This window comes from Paenibacillus phocaeensis (genome assembly GCF_900021165.1).
Lineage (GTDB): Bacteria > Bacillota > Bacilli > Paenibacillales > Paenibacillaceae > Fontibacillus > Fontibacillus phocaensis.
The window spans coordinates 581810-597089 of the sequence record NZ_FCOQ01000018.1 but is presented as its reverse complement, the minus strand read 5'-3'; the positions used below and the strand labels follow the sequence as shown (position 1 = coordinate 597089).

Below are 15280 nucleotides of genomic sequence, written 5' to 3'. Positions count from 1 at the left end.
GTCAATGATAGAAGACCCTCCGGACGGAGGGTCTTCTTCTTTATCTGCGGCTCTGGCGTACAGCGCCCCAAGAGCAAATCACGGCGACCACGGCACCTGCCAGAAAGCCGCCAACAATATCACTGGCATAATGCACACCCAAATACAAGCGGCTGGCAATCAACAAAAGGATCAGCAGCAGCCCAGCACCGCAAACAGGAAGCCAAGCAAGACCGGACATAGCCATTTTTCAAAAAGATATCCCCCTCTCCAGCATGCGCCTGAATCGACAACCTTTATTTCAAATTTAATCCTTCCTTCGCCCGGTAAGGAAAGAATATCCGCTAGACCCGCATTAATATACTTACTATACTTATATATTGACTAAGTCGGGAGCCTTGGACTACAATGCAGTAGAATTCAACATAGAATAGATGGGTGATTAAAATAATGGAACAACACGCCTACCGCGTATTATTATTTTATAAATTTGTCCGAATCGAGGATCCCGCCGCCTTGACCGCCGAGCATCTGCAGTATTGCAAGGAGCTGGGCGTCAAGGGACGGATTCTGATCGCCGCCGAAGGCATCAACGGGACGTTGTCCGGCACGGTGGAGCAAACGGAGAAATATATGAACGACCTCAGAGCCAATCCGCTGTTCGCCGATATTGTATTTAAGATCGACGAAGCGGAAGGCCATACGTTTAAGAAAATGTTCGTTCGCCATAAACAAGAGCTGGTCACCTTCCGCTACGAGGAGGAACTTGACCCGAACGCCGTCAGCGGCAAACGCCTCTCCCCCGTTGAATTTTACGAGCAGCTGCAGCAGGATGACGTGATCGTTCTGGACGGGCGCAACGATTATGAATACGATATCGGCCATTTTCGCGGTGCGATTCGGCCGGACATCGATTCTTTCCGCGAGTTTCCGGAATGGATTCGTCAGAACCTGAGCGAGCACAAGGATAAGAAGATCTTGACCTACTGCACCGGGGGCATCCGCTGCGAGAAGCTGACCGGCTTCCTGATCAACGAGGGCTTCAACGATGTCGCCCAGTTGGAGGGCGGAATCGTTACCTACGGCAAGGACCCGCAGGTGAACGGGCGCCTGTTCGACGGGAAATGCTACGTCTTCGACGAACGAATCTCCGTGCCGATCAACCGCACGGACGAGGACATCGTGATCGCCAGCTGTCACCACTGCGGCACGACGCATGACCGTTATATCAACTGTCCCGTGTGCAACCTGCAGTATGTGTGCTGCGAGGATTGCGAAGACGAGCATCACGGCTTCTGCTCAGATGCGTGCCGGGAAGCGGCCCTCGCCGTCCCGCAAGGCTAACAGACCGCCGGAACTATCACCCGAGAGGGAGTGTCGCGCATGAATGCAAACAAAGACCTGTCTACCCGCGAGCGGATTCTTCATCTGATGAAAACCGCCGGACCTCTAAGTGCCAAGGAACTCACGTCGGAGCTGCTGATAACGGAAATGGCGGTACGCCGCCATCTGGGCACGATGGAACGCGACGGGTTGATCGAATCGAAGATGATCCGACAAACGCCTGGCCGGCCAACGGCGGTGTATGGATTAACCGAGCTGGCTGAGGGGCTGTTTCCGAAGAAATATCATTCGCTAACGCTGGATCTGCTGGACGAACTGGCGGAGGAAAGCGGTGAAGAAATGGTTGACCTCCTGTTCGACCGCCGCAAGGAGAAGCTAAGTCGCAAATACATGGCCGACATGCAGGGCAAATCGCTGACCGAGAAAGTGCGGACGCTCTCGGAAATTCAGAACGACAACGGATATATGACCGAGCTCCAGCAGAACGATGGCGGCGAATATGTGCTCATGGAGCATAACTGTCCAATCTCGCAAATCGCCAACCGCTACAATCATGCCTGCGACTGCGAACTGAATTTATTCGAATCCCTGCTGGACGCCGATGTCGAACGCACGGAATGCCTGGCCCAGCAAGGGAAGAAGTGCGTGTATGTGATTCGTCAGCGGAATCGGAACCGGTAATACGAGGAACAATCCGAATTCAAAAAAGGCAGCCCAAGGGCTGCCCTTTTTGTTATCTATCATAGACGCTTAACTCGTCTTCGATGGCTTGCTTGACGAGCCGGATACACTCCTCCGTCGTTTTGGCGGCGATTCGTTTGCCATTCACCAGCGCGTACGGTCTAAGCTTGCATAAGCCGCATAAACTAAGACAGTCCTGACGCATCACGGCAATTTCGGGATACTCCTCCTCCAGCTTCTCCAGCTCAAGCGCGCTCATCAGGTTGCTGTCGCACACCTCAACGATTACGATGCCCAACCCCATGACGTCGTTCACCCCAAACTTGTGACTCTAACTGCTTGAACCATCATTATGAGGATCGTGCGCCTATTTGTCAATGCCTGAACCTCATTTAACATACTTAACATACATTTATGTTGACTAAGGCGGAATGCAGATTTATAATTAGTTTTGTCGGAATTACTATTACATATTGGAGAAGAAAGGAATGATTCGAAATGGCACATCAATTACCTGCTTTGCCTTACCCGAACAACGCACTTGAGCCTCATATCGATGAAACAACGATGATGATTCACCATGATCGTCACCATAATACGTACGTTACGAACTTGAACGCAGCTCTGGAATCCGCTCCTGAACTGCAATCTAAATCGGTGGAAGAGCTGATTGCCGATCTGGACAGCGTACCGGAAAGCATCCGCACCGCCGTTCGCAACAACGGCGGCGGCCATGCCAACCACTCCCTGTTCTGGGAAACGATCGGCCCGAACGGCGGCGGTCAACCTTCCGGCAAACTGGCTGAAGCAATCAACAGCGAACTCGGCGGCTTTGACAAATTCAAGGAAGACTTCTCCAAAGCAGCCACAACCCGTTTCGGCAGCGGTTGGGCGTTCCTGGCCGTAGACGCTAACGGCAAATTGTCCGTCTACAGCTTGCCTAACCAAGATTCGCCAATCATGGAAGGCAAAACGCCAATCCTTGGCCTGGACGTATGGGAGCATGCCTACTACCTGAAATATCAAAACAAACGTCCAGACTACATCGCCGCTTTCTTCAACGTGATCAACTGGTCCGAAGTGGAGAAACGTTACGAGGCAGCACTGAACAAATAATCTGGGGTGCAGGCAACACACCTGCATCGCGAAGAAGGGTGTCCCGACGGACCGGCTAACCGATCCTCGGGGCACCCTTTTTTTCATCCAACACGGGCTTCATGCCCATTTCCGTCTCCTCACGACCTCAAGGCGACGGACTCGCGCACCACTAGCGTCGGCCGGACCTGCCAGTGAATCGCTTCCCGGGCTCGGCCGAGGTCTGACAGCAGCAGTTGAATCGCCGCATCGCACATGCGCTCCTTCTCCACCCGCATCGTCGTCATGTTTAACCCCTCGCTGTTGACGTAGGGCAAATCATCAAACCCCGCGATGGATACGTCCTCCGGCAACCGCTTGTTTCGCTCCTTCAGCAGGCCGGCCAGTAAATAAGCGATCCGGTCATTGCTGCAGAAGAATGCCGTTGGCCATTCCTCCAGCCCGTCCATAAATGCCGCAAGCTCCGCCGCAGTATAGTCGTACCCCCGAGAGGTGGTCAGACAGTCCGCCCCCCGGATGGCCATCCCATGCTCCTTCATCGCTTTCTGATACCCGAACCAGCGCTCCTCATGACTGGTCGACAGGTTCGTCGGCCCGATAAACCCAATTTGCCGGTGCCCGGCTTGAATCAAATGGGCAACAGCGGTATGAGCCCCCTCCAGATTGGCGGAAGTCACCGCCGGACAAGGCAGGTCCCGGTAATAGGAATCCATCAGCACAAGCGGCGTATCCAATTCCCAGACACGCTCGGCATATGCCCGGTCGATAATCCCGAACAGGATTACGCCCCGATACGGAATATCGGTAAACGGTCCGGGCAGCGAACGTGCGGCTTCCGTCTCCCGGTCAAGAGGGATGATGACGGCGTTAAGGCCTTTTTTGCGTGCGCAACGCTCCAATCCCCAGATCATATCGTGAAAAAATTGAAAGTGGTCATTATCCTGATAACTCATAATTCGCTCGGGAACGAGCACCAGAATGTTCGCCTTGCTGCGGTCTTGGGGCGCATAAGGACCGTACCCCATTTCCCGGGCGGTTTGATGCACGAGCCGGCGCATCTCTTCGCTGACGCCCTTCTTGTTCATCAGCGCAAGCGATACCGCATTTTTAGAGATCTGGAGCTGGTCGGCAATATCCTGCATGGATATCTTCTTTTTGCGGCCCATTCTTTTCATTCCTTTCGAAACATGCTACACTTAGCCTACATCCTACTTTACAAATCATAGTTTTGTCAAGTTTGTCAAGTGATGAAGCGATCTTCACTTCCACAGGAGGAATGAACGTTGAGTTATGCAATAGGTATCGACATCGGCGGCACGAAAACCGCCATCGGCCTGGTCAGCGCCGCAGGGGATGTGCAGGCGAAGGTATCCTTGCCCACCGACCAGACGGTAACGCCGGAAGTCATGGTGGACCGGATGGCTGCCGCAGTCCAGGACATCCTCGCTGATCAAGGCGTTGCAGCATCCGAGCTCGTAGGGATCGGGGTCGGGGCTCCGGGGCCGCTGAACACGAAGGAAGGTAAAATCGCAGAGCCGCCGAACCTGCGGAGCTGGTGGAACTTCCCCGTCGTGGCCTCGCTGGCGCGCCATTTTGATCGGCCGATCCGCCTTGAGAACGATGCCACCGCTGCCGCCTTGGCCGAGAAATGGCTTGGGGCCGCCAAGGATGCCGATCATTTCGTGTTCGTCACGATCAGCACTGGGATCGGGGCGGGGATCTATTCCCACGGCAAGCTCATCACCGGCGCTACTGGCAATGCCGGCGATGTCGGGCATTTCGTCGTTGACCCTTCCGCCGGCACCTGCGTATGCGGCCAGCAAGGCTGCTGGGAATACGTGGCCTCCGGCACGGCGGTCGCCAGACAAGCCTCGGCCCTGCTCGGCCGCGAAGTCTCCTCGAAGGAAGCTTTCAATCTGGCGGCGGCCGGGCATACTTCGATTCAGGAGCTTGTGGCCAAGGTGTTCAAGAACATTGGCGTAGGCTGCGTAACCCTGATCAATACGTTTGATCCGGAGAAGCTCGTCCTTGGCGGCGGCGTCTCCCAGGTTGGCGCCCCAATGTTTAACGCCGTGCGAGACTACGTGTCCAAGTATGCGCTAAACCCTTCGGGCCGGCAGACGCCAATCGTTCCTGCCGCGCTTCATCAGGATGCCGGCTTGATCGGCGCCGCAGCTTTAGTCCATATTCCATACTGATTCATAGACAAAGGAGTCCGATAACGATGAATGAACCGATTTTTTTGCAGCCGATTTTTCAAGAGCGTATCTGGGGCGGGACCAAGCTGAGAGACCTGTTCGGTTATCATATCCCGAATGATCGTACCGGCGAATGTTGGGCCGTATCCGCGCATCCGAACGGACAAAGCGTGGTCAAGAATGGACCGCACCAAGGCATGAAGCTGGGGGATCTGTGGACCTCGCATCCGGAATTGTTTCATTCCACGTCCAAGGTATTCCCGCTGCTGACGAAGATCCTCGACGCCTCCGACGATTTGTCCGTGCAAGTTCACCCGGACGACGAATATGCGGGCCAACATGAGAACGGCGAGCTTGGCAAAACCGAATGCTGGTACATCGTGGATGCCGAACCCGGTGCCGTCATCATTTATGGCCATGAGGCGAAGACGAAGGATGAGCTCGTTGCGATGATTGACAACGGCGACTGGGACCGCTTCCTGACCAAAGTGCCGGTCAAGCCGGGCGATTTCTTCTACGTTCCCAGCGGTACCCTGCACGCGCTTGGCAAAGGCATCGTGGTGCTCGAAACGCAGCAAAGCTCGGATACGACCTACCGCGTTTATGACTATGATCGCCGCGACAAAGACGGCAACGCGCGCGAATTGCACCTGGAGAAGGCGATTGACGTTACTACCGTTCCGCAAGCTTATGTGCCTGTCACCTACGAAACCACGCAAAAAGGCGGCTTGACGGTCACTTCCTTCGTCTCGAATTCCTTCTTTACGGTGGAGAAATGGAACGTTGCCGGCGCCGAAGCCGAGGTGTCCGCAAACGAGAAGTATACGATCTTTAGCGTACTTGCAGGCAGCGGTACGCTTACGGCGGGCGGCCATACTTACGATCTGGCCAAAGGCGAGCACTTCATTTTGCCTGCCGGCTTTGGCCCTTACCGCCTAAGCGGAGAGCTTGAAATGATCATGTCCCACGAATAATCTCCGGCAAGCAAACAAACGGACGGGAGCAATCATCTTGAGATGGCTGCTCCCGTCCGTTTTGGGTTGATCCCGCGGATTCGTTTAGGCTTCTTGCATATACCGTTCGTTCAGGATCCGCGCATGATGCTGCGCATGCCCCGCGATATTATAGGCCAAGGATCGGGCGGAGGCCGGTTCTCCGGCGGCAGTACCCATCCGGGTCCAGGCGGCGGCGTCCAATTGGCGAACCAACGCCAGCGTCGCTTCCCGCACGATCTCGAAGCCGCGCAGCAACTCCTCTATCGACAATCGGTCAAACCCGGCTTGGCGGACGAACAATTCCTCTTCGAACCCCGGAAGCGGCGTCGAATCCCCTCGAGCGATTCGCAGCATCCGGTAACTCATGATCCGCTCGGTATCGGTCATATGCCCCAGCACTTCCTTCACGCTCCATTTCCCCTCGGCGTACCGATAGTTGGCTTGCTCCTCGCTGACGCCAGCCCATTTCTGACGAAGGAGCTTGGGCTGATTTTCCAGATAGGCTAACAAATCGCCCTCAGGTACCTCGTCAATATAGGGGGCAAAATGCTTCGCGTATTCTCCTGCCTGCGGCCTGATCAACATCTTCATCATTCCTCCTTGAAAGTGTCGTGACGCTCCCCTACTCTTCTTCCCACACTTCTTCCATTAACGCACGAATGTGACGGGTTCTCCGTTCGGTCTCCTGCCGGTTGGGGACCCATTTCCCCCCGTCCCATTCCACGACATCCCCCGGCTTGACAGAAGGGTCGACTTGAGACCGCGGAATGCTCCGGGTGTGCCCGTCAGACTCCAGGATACAGACTTCCCCTTCAAAACCCTCCACGATATGGATCATTTTCACCCCGGCCTTTCCGTCGTAATTTGATACCCTCCGCCGTCGCTGGAAATTTCCACAGTTCCATGCAGATCATTGCGATACACCTTCACCTGCTGCTTGGCCAGCCGATCCAGTACGGTCTTCGTCGGATGTCCATAGGAGTTGTCGCCAACCTGGATCACCGCGTACTTTGGCTTCACCGCGTTCAGGAACCGCGCCGTGGTCGACGATTTCGAACCATGGTGCCCCACCAGCAGAACATCGGCACTGAGGTTCGCCCCCGATTCAAGCATCGCCCGCTCGCTTTCCGCCTCCGCATCTCCGGTTAACAGAAAGGACGTCTTGCCATACGTCACCTTCATCACCACGCTCATGTTGTTGTTGTCGTCTGTCTCCGCAACCGGGGCCAGCATCTTCACTTGAACCTGCTCGTCCCAAGCCAGCTCGCGTCCCGCTTTGGCGGTCTTGACCTTCAGCCCTTTGCGGCGAATGGAGTTCAAAAGCGACTCAAACGTCTTCGTATTGGACTGAATCTTCGGCATATATATTTCGCCGATATCCAAGCGGTCGATCACCCGATCCAGCCCGCCGATATGATCCGCATCGGGATGCGTGCCGATCACGAGATCCAGGCGGCTGACCCCATAGGCCTGCAGGTAATGCAGCATCTCCTCTTCCTTGTCATTGTTGCCGGCATCAATCAGCATCGTGCGCCCGGAGGGGCAGATCAGCAACTGTGAAGCGCCTTGCCCGACATCCAGGTAGATCACCCGGAGTTGACCTTCTCCCTGCACTTCGGAAGTCCATGCGGCGTTCTCGGCCGAGGGTCCCCCGACCGGGTCCCAGCTCTCCAGCGTGCAGCCCGTTAGGAGTACGCCTAACCCAAGCAAGAAACTCCAAACGAACGTCCATCTTGTCTTCTGTGTAATCATAGATGATAGTCCTCTTCCCAGAACATTTGTTCTAATTATAGGGGATACTCCACGTTGAAATCAACCAAAACTTGCTAACTCCAAGAAAAAAGAGCCTGCCTTCCTTCAGGCAGACTCCCTATTCCAGAGCTTATGGTTTGACCGAAACGCTAACCGACACCGACTTGCCGCCATATTTCGCTTTGACAGAAGCCGAGCCTTTCGCTATCGCTTCGATCTTGCCGGCCGACACTTTGGCAACGCTGGTTTTCGAACTGGTCCAAGTGGCGCTGCCCGTGACCGTCTCTACCTTGCCGGTGTCATAAGTTGCCGTAAGCACGAGCGTTTTGGCCGATCCCGGAGCCATCTGCAGTCTTTTCTCGCTGACCTCCAGCTTCATCAGCTTCGGAATTACTTTCACCTTCACGGTTACCGTTTGGCCCTGATAAGAACCGGTTAACGTTGCCGAGCCTTCCGCAACGGCCTTCACCGAAGAGGAAGACACCGTGGCGACCTTCTCATCGGAGGAAACCCAACCCATTTTGGAGGAAAGGGTTATCTTCTTGCCATCTGTATAATAGCCGGTAACCTTGATCGATTTCGATTTCTTGATATTCAGCTCAATCGATTGCGGCTCCACGACAATTCGGGAAATCTTCGGTTCGATGGTAACCGATAAACTGACGGTTTTGTTCTCATAGGTCGCCTTCAACGATGCCGAGCCTTTGCTGAGACCTTTAAGCTTCTTCCCGTTCGCCGTCGTCTTCAGCACCGCATTGGAACCCGATACCGTCCATTCCACGCCGGTTGGGTTCAACTGCTCCATCCCGTTCTCGAAGACGGCCGTGACTTGCGGCAGCGCGGTTTCCTCCCCGATGACGATGCTCATCGAATTTTGCGAAGCAAGCAAGGTCAATACCTTCTCCTTCACGCTCACTTTAACCGTGACCGTTGTTCCCCGAATCGGGAAGTTCGCATTGGGTGTCAGTCCAGTCCCGGCTTCAGCAAGCTTCCCGGTTAGCGTAACTTCCGTGGATACAACCGTGTCATCCAAATCCTTGGTTACGATCTTCCCATCTTCCACTACCGCGATGTCTTCATGATTCGAAGTCCAGGTGATGGCATCGCTGAGATCGATGGTTTCCCCATCCAGCTTCGTGCCCGTCACCTTCGGCAAGCTTGCCGAGCCTCCGCGATAGATATCGAGCTGCTCCTTCTCAACTTCAAGCTTAGTCACCGTAGGAAGCACGGTTAACTTGAAGCTCTTGCTTACCCCCTGGTAGCTGGCTTTAATCGTAGTTGATCCCGTCGCTTTGGCGGAAATCAAACCATTTTCGTCCACGGTGGCGATTAATTTATTCGAAGAAGACCACTCTGCCTTTACCGGCGTCGTCACATTCGCTGTTTCTCTCACGCCGGCACTTGCGGACAGCGTTTCCGCAACAAACAGCGTTTGATCGCCGGACGGCGTCAACAGGATCGTCTCATAGGGAGCGCGCACATAAAGATCCACTTTGACTTGTGTACCCAGATAAGTGGCTGTGATCGTCGCTTTCCCCGTCGACACGATCTTGACGACTCCGTCTTCCACGGTAGCTACGCCATTATCGCTAGAAGCCCAGGCGGCTTTATCCGTAACATCGCTGGTGCTGTTGGAACCGCTGGCCAACATCGTCTTGGCCCTAAGTTTCACTTCCTTGTCCGCCAAGATCAGCTCGAGGTCTTCCTTCTCCCCGATTTCATCTTCGGACGAGTTCGAATGGACCTGATACAATTTCAATCCGGAATACGGCGAAGTGACCTTTGCTTTAAAAGAAGCGGTCAATCCGGCATACTTGGCCGTAATTGTGGCTTCCCCCGAACCGTTTAATGTAATCTGGCCCTTCTCAATGGTCAGCACCCCTTCATTGGAGGAGGTCCAATCCGCATCCTCTGTCACATCTTTCGGATCAATCGATGCATTGTCCACCTTCGCCTTGGCCGTAACGGTTAGATCCGATGCGGAACTGTCCAGGCTGTATTTCCCGTCCAGTTTGTAATCCAAAGTTAATTTGGTGTATGTATCTGTAACCTTAAAGGTGATTGAGGATTTGGCACCGACATGGGTCGTGGCATTATTATAAGAGGCCGTGACGGTGGCGGTTCCGCTCTTGAGCGCAGTCACCAATCCTTCTTCAACCTTAACAACGCTCTCGTCGGAGGTTGCCCAGACTACGGTTGTAGTCACATCTTTGGTTGAACTGGTACCTTCAACGGATGCATTTACTTTGAGTTGTTTCGTCTTGCCTACCCCAAGCTCGATCGTCGTATTTTCCCCATCGATTTTGATCGAGTTGATGTCCCCAGCCGCGGCAAACACGCCTGTCGGAGCCATCACCGAAAGGAGCAGCGTCATAACGAGCATCCAATACGTCACTTTCCTGTTCGCAATCATTGATTCCTCTCCTTTGTCTCATTGCTGAATTACCGGAACCCTTTTCCAGCCCTCTGCGTTTTATATCGACATTTAGGAGATATTTCGTAACCTTTTCTCAGGAAAATAATCCCTTTGTCCTATAAAAAAAGAGCGCATTCGTCTAACGAATACGCTCTTTCCGAACTGAATGCCGAGGACCGGGCTCGAACCGGTACGGTTGTCACCAACCGCAGGATTTTAAGTCCTGTGCGTCTGCCTATTCCGCCACCCCGGCACATCATCAGAAAAATCCCGTATTTATGATTATATACAGAACTCGCATCAATTTCAACCCAAAATCGAACCTCCTCCCATCCGATAAACTATAAGAATGTGATTTATGGTAAGTTAAGGGTATCAAGGATCAACCGATCGGCTTGAATCTCAGGAAAGGTGAGGATTTAGTTTCATGCATGAATTAAAAATGGCGGTCACGCTCGGCCATCAGGTAGTTATTCAACTGCATAACGGGCAAATGATGACCGGGCTGCCCAAATGGGGTTCCGCAACAGACCAGGTACAGCTGCGGACGACAGAAGGAGCGGTCTGGGTTCGGCTAGATGAAATTAATCACGTGACGAGAATTATTCCATTTGGAAAATCATAAGGTTCACTGCAACATTCACATCCAACCTCCGTCTAGTAATTGTCAATAATAACAAGACAGAGGTGATCCCCTTGTTCAAACGTAATCTAACCCTGTTGTCTGCTGCCGCCATGTTGAGTCTGTCGCTTGCCGGAGAGAGCTTCGCGGCTGCCGCCTCCTTTAAGGACGTCAGCCACTCCGCCGCCAAAGACAGCATATCCATACTGCAGGCCAAAGGTATCGTCCGCGGTGTAAATACCGACAGCTTCCTGCCGGACGACCAATTGACCACCAGCCAAGGCATCCAGCTTATCGTCAACCTGCTGGGACTGGAACTGAAGACGGAGGCCGCCAAGGGAGCCGGCGATTCTTTCACCAACGTCAAGGATGGGGCTTGGTATGCCCCTGCGTTCGTCATCGCTCAAAACAACGGGTTTGATCTGGATGCCGCCGTAGATCCAGACAAGCCGATGACGCGNAAAATCCCGACAGCTCCCTGCCGGACGACCAATTGACCACCAGCCAAGGCATCCAGCTTATCGTCACCCTGCTGGGACTGGAACTGAAGACGGAGGCCGCAAAGGGAGCCGGCGATTCTTTCACCAACGTCAAGGATGGGGCTTGGTATGCCCCTGCGTTCGTCATCGCTCAAAACAACGGGTTTGATCTGGATGCCGCCGTAGATCCAGACAAGCCGATGACGCGTGAGGAGTTCACCCACCAGCTGATTTTGGCGATGGAGAAGCATGGCGATTTTCCGAAAATCAACATCAAACCGGTTGAATTTGCCGATGATGACCAACTCACCGTCTCCTACCAGGGAACCGTCCAACGCGCACTCGTGCTGGGAATTGCTAAGCTGGATGAGAACGAGCAATTCCATCCTCTGGATCGGATAACTCGTGCGGAAGCCGCCGTTCTGACTTACAATGCGGTTGAATATTTAGCTGCCCACCCTGCACCAACGCAAAACAGCAAGTAATTGCCCTGCTCTTTCTCTGAGGAAGGACCGCCTTGTGCGGTCCTTTTTAGTTTCCGAAAAACTTGCAATTTGAATAAATTCCGCTGAATCGACAGATTTTTGCAATTTATCTCAGGATTTAGGGAGGATTTACAAAAACGGACATAGAAAGTATAGGTACCACTTTAGCCTGGTGCGGACAGATATAAAGTGGGATCCGCAGGACGGTCGCCAGTGCACAGCGGACGTATGACATAGATACTTCAATTCTGGGAGTTGTTCGCCTTGGATCTAATCTTCAAAATTGAAGAGCTCCGGATGGAATTAAACCGACTCGCCGGAAACAAACGTTTGGTCGATAGGGAACTGGTCATAGTAAGTCAACGACTGGACGAATTGCTCAACGAATACCATCGTTTGGTGATCCAGAAGCAAGTCAAATGATTCAGGGAGCCGCTTAAGCGGCTCCTTTTTCTCTGGATAAGAGTTCCGGCGGAAATCCACTAAGGGGGAGGATTTTCTCAGACACTGCAACTCATGATAAGGTTAGCCGTATATTTTAATATCGATAACGTTTCGTGCAGGAGGTATTGATGAAGACCAACAACACCCGTTTCACCCAATGGGCAGATAGGATAACCTGGATCTCGGACCTCATTGCGTATTTGCCTCGTCTCCTTTTGAAATGGATCCAATAGTTGCAAGGAGGGCTTATCATCGGATTTTTACTTGTTCTGATCGCTCTTGTCTTTATCGGGCTGGGGATTCTCGTCCGCAGAAAACCCGATGTGTTCTGGCGAACGGGCGAGGCTTGGAAAGTTAGAGGCGAAGCCGAACCCAGCGAGTCCTATCTGGAATCCATGAGATTCCGGGGGCTCATTTGTCTTGGGATCGGAGGCTATTTTCTAGTCTGGGCGGTTCTCGTGATCGTTCTATAGCAAGCTTATTCGTAGAAAAAAGCCCCCTTGAGGATCAAGGGGGTTCGCGGGCGGCCGCTTAGAGGGTGGCATCCCTAATATCCGATATCTTTACCCACTGCCACTCTCCATTCCCAGTAGATAGTTTAATCTCACGCAGATGAGTCTGAACGGTTACCACTCCCCCTTGAAGTTCCGTATCTTCATACTCGCCCCATAGGCGAAGGGTGATCCGCCGGCGCTCCCGGAACGCCTCAGCGATCGCCCGCTCGATCCGCTCCACTTCCTGAGGATCCAGCTCGGGTCGCGGTTTCCTCCCCTCTTCGACCTGCTTGCGAATAATGGTTTCTTTATGCTCTGGCAGCATCATCCGGCTGGACTCCCAAAGGCCGTTTCCCTCCAGCTTTTTCATTTCAAATGACCTCCTATCAGTTGCGATCTCCGCCGTGCTTGACCCGCCGTCGTAAGCGAAGATGCCCGCAGTATCGCCGAGTCCCCGAACCGACGTTTGATTTCATCGGTCGCTTTTTCAAGCGCCTGATACTTGGGGCGATCGTCGAACAACGTGATCTGGTATTCTTCAGCCCCCACCAACCCGGACAGAGAAACGCCGACCTTACGGACCGGCTCGCCGTTCCAATGTCGGCGGAACAATGTCATAACCCCCTCGAAAACTTGCTTGGTAACGTTGGTTGGGTCCAGCATCTTCATCTGGCGCGAAAAACCGGTGGGGCGATCAAAATCCGCCCCCATGCAGGCGACGGATATAACCTCCCCCATGAAACCCAACTCACGGCAGCGCATGCAGACAAGTTCCGTCAATTCGAGCAATACTACCTTTACATCCTCCAGCTTGTAATAATCGCGAGGCAAGGTCATCATGTGACCCACTGATTTGGGAGGGACTTGGTGCGTCCCCGGCTTTACAGGACTGTCATCGATGCCGTTAGCGATTCGCCAATAGAGTTCAGCTTGAATATCCGAGTTTTTACCGAACTTCTGTCGCATCATCTGTTTTAACTTGGCCAGAGGAGTCTGGGCGATGCTGCCGATGGTGGGTAATCCCATAGCCATAAAATGCTTATGCATCCGACTCCCGACCATAAACATGTCTTTCACCGGTCGTTTCCAGAGGGTTTCCGGGAGCATCTCTCTGGTCAAGGTAGATATACCCGACGGATTTTTCTTAGCATAATTGTCGCAAGCGGTCTTGGCGAGGACCTTCGTCTCCGCGATCCCAAAGCGGGCATAAACACCGGTGGCTGCCTGTACATGGGTTTGAATGATCCGCGCCAGTTCCTCCGGGGAATCTGCAAATAAATGCAAAGACCCGGTGACGTCCAGAAATTGCTCGTCAATGGAGTACGGCTCGACCAAATCCGTATACGATTTGTAGATATCCGTGATCTGCATCGAGACATTGATATACGTCTGCATCCGTGGCTTAATCACGACGAGATCGGGGCACTTGGCCAATGCGGTCCCCAATGTTTCCGCCGTCGTCACCCCCTGTTGCTTGGCGAGCGGACAAGCTGCCAGAATGATCCCGGACCTGCGCTCCGGATCTCCTGCAACCACTAACGGACGGTCCTTATACTGCGGGTTCTCCGCTTTCTCCACACTGGCATAAAAGGACTGGCAATCACCAAGCATGATCATACGCTTAGCCGATTTCACCATAACTCCCCCTTGAATAAATACGAACGTTTGTTTGTATTATATGCGAATATATGTTCTTTATTCAATGAGAAAATTTCCCTTTTCGCCATTAGCAAATTCACTATCAAATCCAACCCCAAACATAGCAAAAACCCCTTGCTAGGCAAGGGGTTTCGCGCATATGGGCCCTACAGGACTCGAACCTGTGACCAATCGGTTATGAGCCGACCGCTCTAACCAACTGAGCTAAGGGCCCGGGAAAACTTGGATTGCGGGGGCAGGATTTGAACCTGCGGCCTTCGGGTTATGAGCCCGACGAGCTACCGGGCTGCTCCACCCCGCGTCAATAAATAGCGACAAGTATTAATATACACGATTTGTGCAGGGCACGTCAAGCCATACGTTATGGAATAAATCGCACACCGTATTTGCCCTTGCGGGAACGGAAGATTTCGATTTGCCGCATATCGTCGAACCCGTAGATCCAACCGTCCTGCTCCAATCGGCGAGCCAAACAACCGGCTTGAAATTTCGTTCTGTACAATTTATTAAAATAGACCCAACGCATGACTTTCCGTCCACCCTTTCGTAAATTAGAGCAAATTGTCCTTGCCTATAGAATACCCAACCTTAACAAAAAAAGCCGCCGGATTCCGTCCGGCGGCCTCTTCTCGCTCTG

General features: G+C 53.2%; 20 protein-coding genes and 3 tRNA genes. 10 read left to right on the top strand and 13 right to left on the bottom strand.

The window, feature by feature from the left end:
- Positions 1 to 40 precede the first annotated feature (40 nt).
- Entirely contained in the window at positions 41 to 226 is a 186-nt protein-coding gene (locus tag BN3795_RS12755) for a phosphatase PAP2 family protein (protein ID WP_068785021.1), read from the bottom strand.
- Between the two features lie 203 nt (positions 227 to 429).
- On the opposite strand from BN3795_RS12755, the gene trhO reads away from it, so the two are divergent.
- The gene (gene trhO, locus BN3795_RS12750; RefSeq protein WP_068785020.1) at positions 430 to 1323 is read left to right on the top strand and encodes an oxygen-dependent tRNA uridine(34) hydroxylase TrhO; all 894 of its coding nucleotides are present in this window, start codon (positions 430 to 432) and stop codon (positions 1321 to 1323) included.
- 39 nt (positions 1324 to 1362) lie between these two features.
- Complete coding sequence (locus tag BN3795_RS12745) at positions 1363 to 2004, top strand: helix-turn-helix transcriptional regulator (protein WP_068785019.1); 642 nt, start codon at positions 1363 to 1365, stop codon at positions 2002 to 2004.
- Between the two features lie 52 nt (positions 2005 to 2056).
- On the opposite strand, the gene BN3795_RS12740 is transcribed toward BN3795_RS12745, so the two are convergent.
- Complete coding sequence (locus tag BN3795_RS12740) at positions 2057 to 2308, bottom strand: DUF1450 domain-containing protein (RefSeq protein ID WP_198524703.1); 252 nt, start codon at positions 2306 to 2308, stop codon at positions 2057 to 2059.
- A gap of 194 nt (positions 2309 to 2502) precedes the next feature.
- Here BN3795_RS12740 and BN3795_RS12735 point away from each other — a divergent pair, with 194 nt between their 5' ends.
- The gene (locus BN3795_RS12735) at positions 2503 to 3120 is read left to right on the top strand and encodes a superoxide dismutase (protein ID WP_068785018.1); all 618 of its coding nucleotides are present in this window, start codon (positions 2503 to 2505) and stop codon (positions 3118 to 3120) included.
- A gap of 119 nt (positions 3121 to 3239) precedes the next feature.
- Here BN3795_RS12735 and BN3795_RS12730 read toward each other — a convergent pair whose 3' ends face one another.
- Positions 3240 to 4265, bottom strand: coding sequence for a LacI family DNA-binding transcriptional regulator (locus tag BN3795_RS12730; protein WP_068785017.1), 1026 nt, complete (start codon positions 4263 to 4265; stop codon positions 3240 to 3242).
- 117 nt (positions 4266 to 4382) lie between these two features.
- On the opposite strand from BN3795_RS12730, the gene BN3795_RS12725 reads away from it, so the two are divergent.
- The gene (locus BN3795_RS12725) at positions 4383 to 5297 is read left to right on the top strand and encodes an ROK family protein (protein ID WP_068785016.1); all 915 of its coding nucleotides are present in this window, start codon (positions 4383 to 4385) and stop codon (positions 5295 to 5297) included.
- Between the two features lie 26 nt (positions 5298 to 5323).
- The gene (gene manA, locus BN3795_RS12720; protein ID WP_068785015.1) at positions 5324 to 6271 is read left to right on the top strand and encodes a mannose-6-phosphate isomerase, class I; all 948 of its coding nucleotides are present in this window, start codon (positions 5324 to 5326) and stop codon (positions 6269 to 6271) included.
- Positions 6272 to 6355: 84 nt separating this feature from the next.
- Here the strand turns inward: manA and BN3795_RS12715 are convergent, their stop codons facing one another.
- From BN3795_RS12715 to BN3795_RS12695, 5 genes are all read right to left on the bottom strand, one after another.
- Positions 6356 to 6877, bottom strand: a complete 522-nt coding sequence (locus BN3795_RS12715; protein WP_068785014.1) for a DinB family protein — start codon at positions 6875 to 6877, stop codon at positions 6356 to 6358.
- Between the two features lie 37 nt (positions 6878 to 6914).
- Positions 6915 to 7130 (bottom strand): DUF3006 domain-containing protein, encoded by a 216-nt coding sequence (locus tag BN3795_RS12710; RefSeq protein WP_068785013.1) that lies wholly within the window; start codon positions 7128 to 7130, stop codon positions 6915 to 6917.
- A 2-nt stretch (positions 7131 to 7132) separates the two neighbouring features.
- Positions 7133 to 8044 carry a ComEC/Rec2 family competence protein gene (locus BN3795_RS12705; protein WP_068785012.1) on the bottom strand — a complete coding sequence of 304 codons (912 nt, stop codon included), beginning with the start codon at positions 8042 to 8044 and terminating at the stop codon, positions 7133 to 7135.
- Positions 8045 to 8174: 130 nt separating this feature from the next.
- The gene (locus tag BN3795_RS12700) at positions 8175 to 10457 is read right to left on the bottom strand and encodes an Ig-like domain-containing protein (protein WP_068785011.1); all 2283 of its coding nucleotides are present in this window, start codon (positions 10455 to 10457) and stop codon (positions 8175 to 8177) included.
- Between the two features lie 170 nt (positions 10458 to 10627).
- Positions 10628 to 10713 (bottom strand) — tRNA-Leu (locus BN3795_RS12695).
- Positions 10714 to 10887: 174 nt separating this feature from the next.
- Between BN3795_RS12695 and BN3795_RS12690 the strand changes: the two genes are divergently transcribed.
- The 5 genes from BN3795_RS12690 to BN3795_RS26145 all read left to right on the top strand — a co-directional run bounded on the left by BN3795_RS12690 (position 10888) and on the right by BN3795_RS26145 (position 12963).
- Positions 10888 to 11085 carry a hypothetical protein gene (locus BN3795_RS12690; protein WP_068785010.1) on the top strand — a complete coding sequence of 66 codons (198 nt, stop codon included), beginning with the start codon at positions 10888 to 10890 and terminating at the stop codon, positions 11083 to 11085.
- Positions 11086 to 11195: 110 nt separating this feature from the next.
- Entirely contained in the window at positions 11196 to 11579 is a 384-nt protein-coding gene (locus BN3795_RS12685) for an S-layer homology domain-containing protein (protein WP_456319972.1), read from the top strand.
- Positions 11576 to 12046 carry an S-layer homology domain-containing protein gene (locus BN3795_RS12680; protein ID WP_232729921.1) on the top strand — a complete coding sequence of 157 codons (471 nt, stop codon included), beginning with the start codon at positions 11576 to 11578 and terminating at the stop codon, positions 12044 to 12046. The genes BN3795_RS12685 and BN3795_RS12680 overlap by 4 nt, the downstream gene beginning before the upstream one ends.
- Positions 12047 to 12310: 264 nt before the next feature.
- Positions 12311 to 12469: an aspartyl-phosphate phosphatase Spo0E family protein gene (locus tag BN3795_RS12675; RefSeq protein ID WP_068785009.1), complete on the top strand. Its 159-nt coding sequence runs from the start codon at positions 12311 to 12313 to the stop codon at positions 12467 to 12469.
- Positions 12470 to 12723: 254 nt separating this feature from the next.
- Entirely contained in the window at positions 12724 to 12963 is a 240-nt protein-coding gene (locus BN3795_RS26145) for a DUF6199 family natural product biosynthesis protein (protein ID WP_332835601.1), read from the top strand.
- A gap of 58 nt (positions 12964 to 13021) precedes the next feature.
- Here the strand turns inward: BN3795_RS26145 and BN3795_RS12665 are convergent, their stop codons facing one another.
- The 5 genes from BN3795_RS12665 to BN3795_RS25555 all read right to left on the bottom strand — a co-directional run bounded on the left by BN3795_RS12665 (position 13022) and on the right by BN3795_RS25555 (position 15169).
- Complete coding sequence (locus BN3795_RS12665; RefSeq protein WP_068785008.1) at positions 13022 to 13354, bottom strand: YolD-like family protein; 333 nt, start codon at positions 13352 to 13354, stop codon at positions 13022 to 13024.
- On the bottom strand, positions 13351 to 14622 hold the full coding sequence (locus tag BN3795_RS12660; RefSeq protein WP_068785007.1) for a DNA polymerase IV: 1272 nt from the start codon (positions 14620 to 14622) through the stop codon (positions 13351 to 13353). The genes BN3795_RS12665 and BN3795_RS12660 overlap by 4 nt, the downstream gene beginning before the upstream one ends.
- Positions 14623 to 14783: 161 nt before the next feature.
- Positions 14784 to 14857: transfer RNA gene (locus tag BN3795_RS12655), tRNA-Ile, on the bottom strand.
- A gap of 13 nt (positions 14858 to 14870) precedes the next feature.
- A tRNA-Met gene (locus BN3795_RS12650) sits at positions 14871 to 14944 on the bottom strand.
- Positions 14945 to 15004: 60 nt separating this feature from the next.
- A complete protein-coding gene (locus tag BN3795_RS25555; protein ID WP_009225643.1) occupies positions 15005 to 15169 on the bottom strand; it encodes a hypothetical protein in 165 nt (54 codons plus the stop codon).
- Positions 15170 to 15280: the final 111 nt, after the last annotated feature.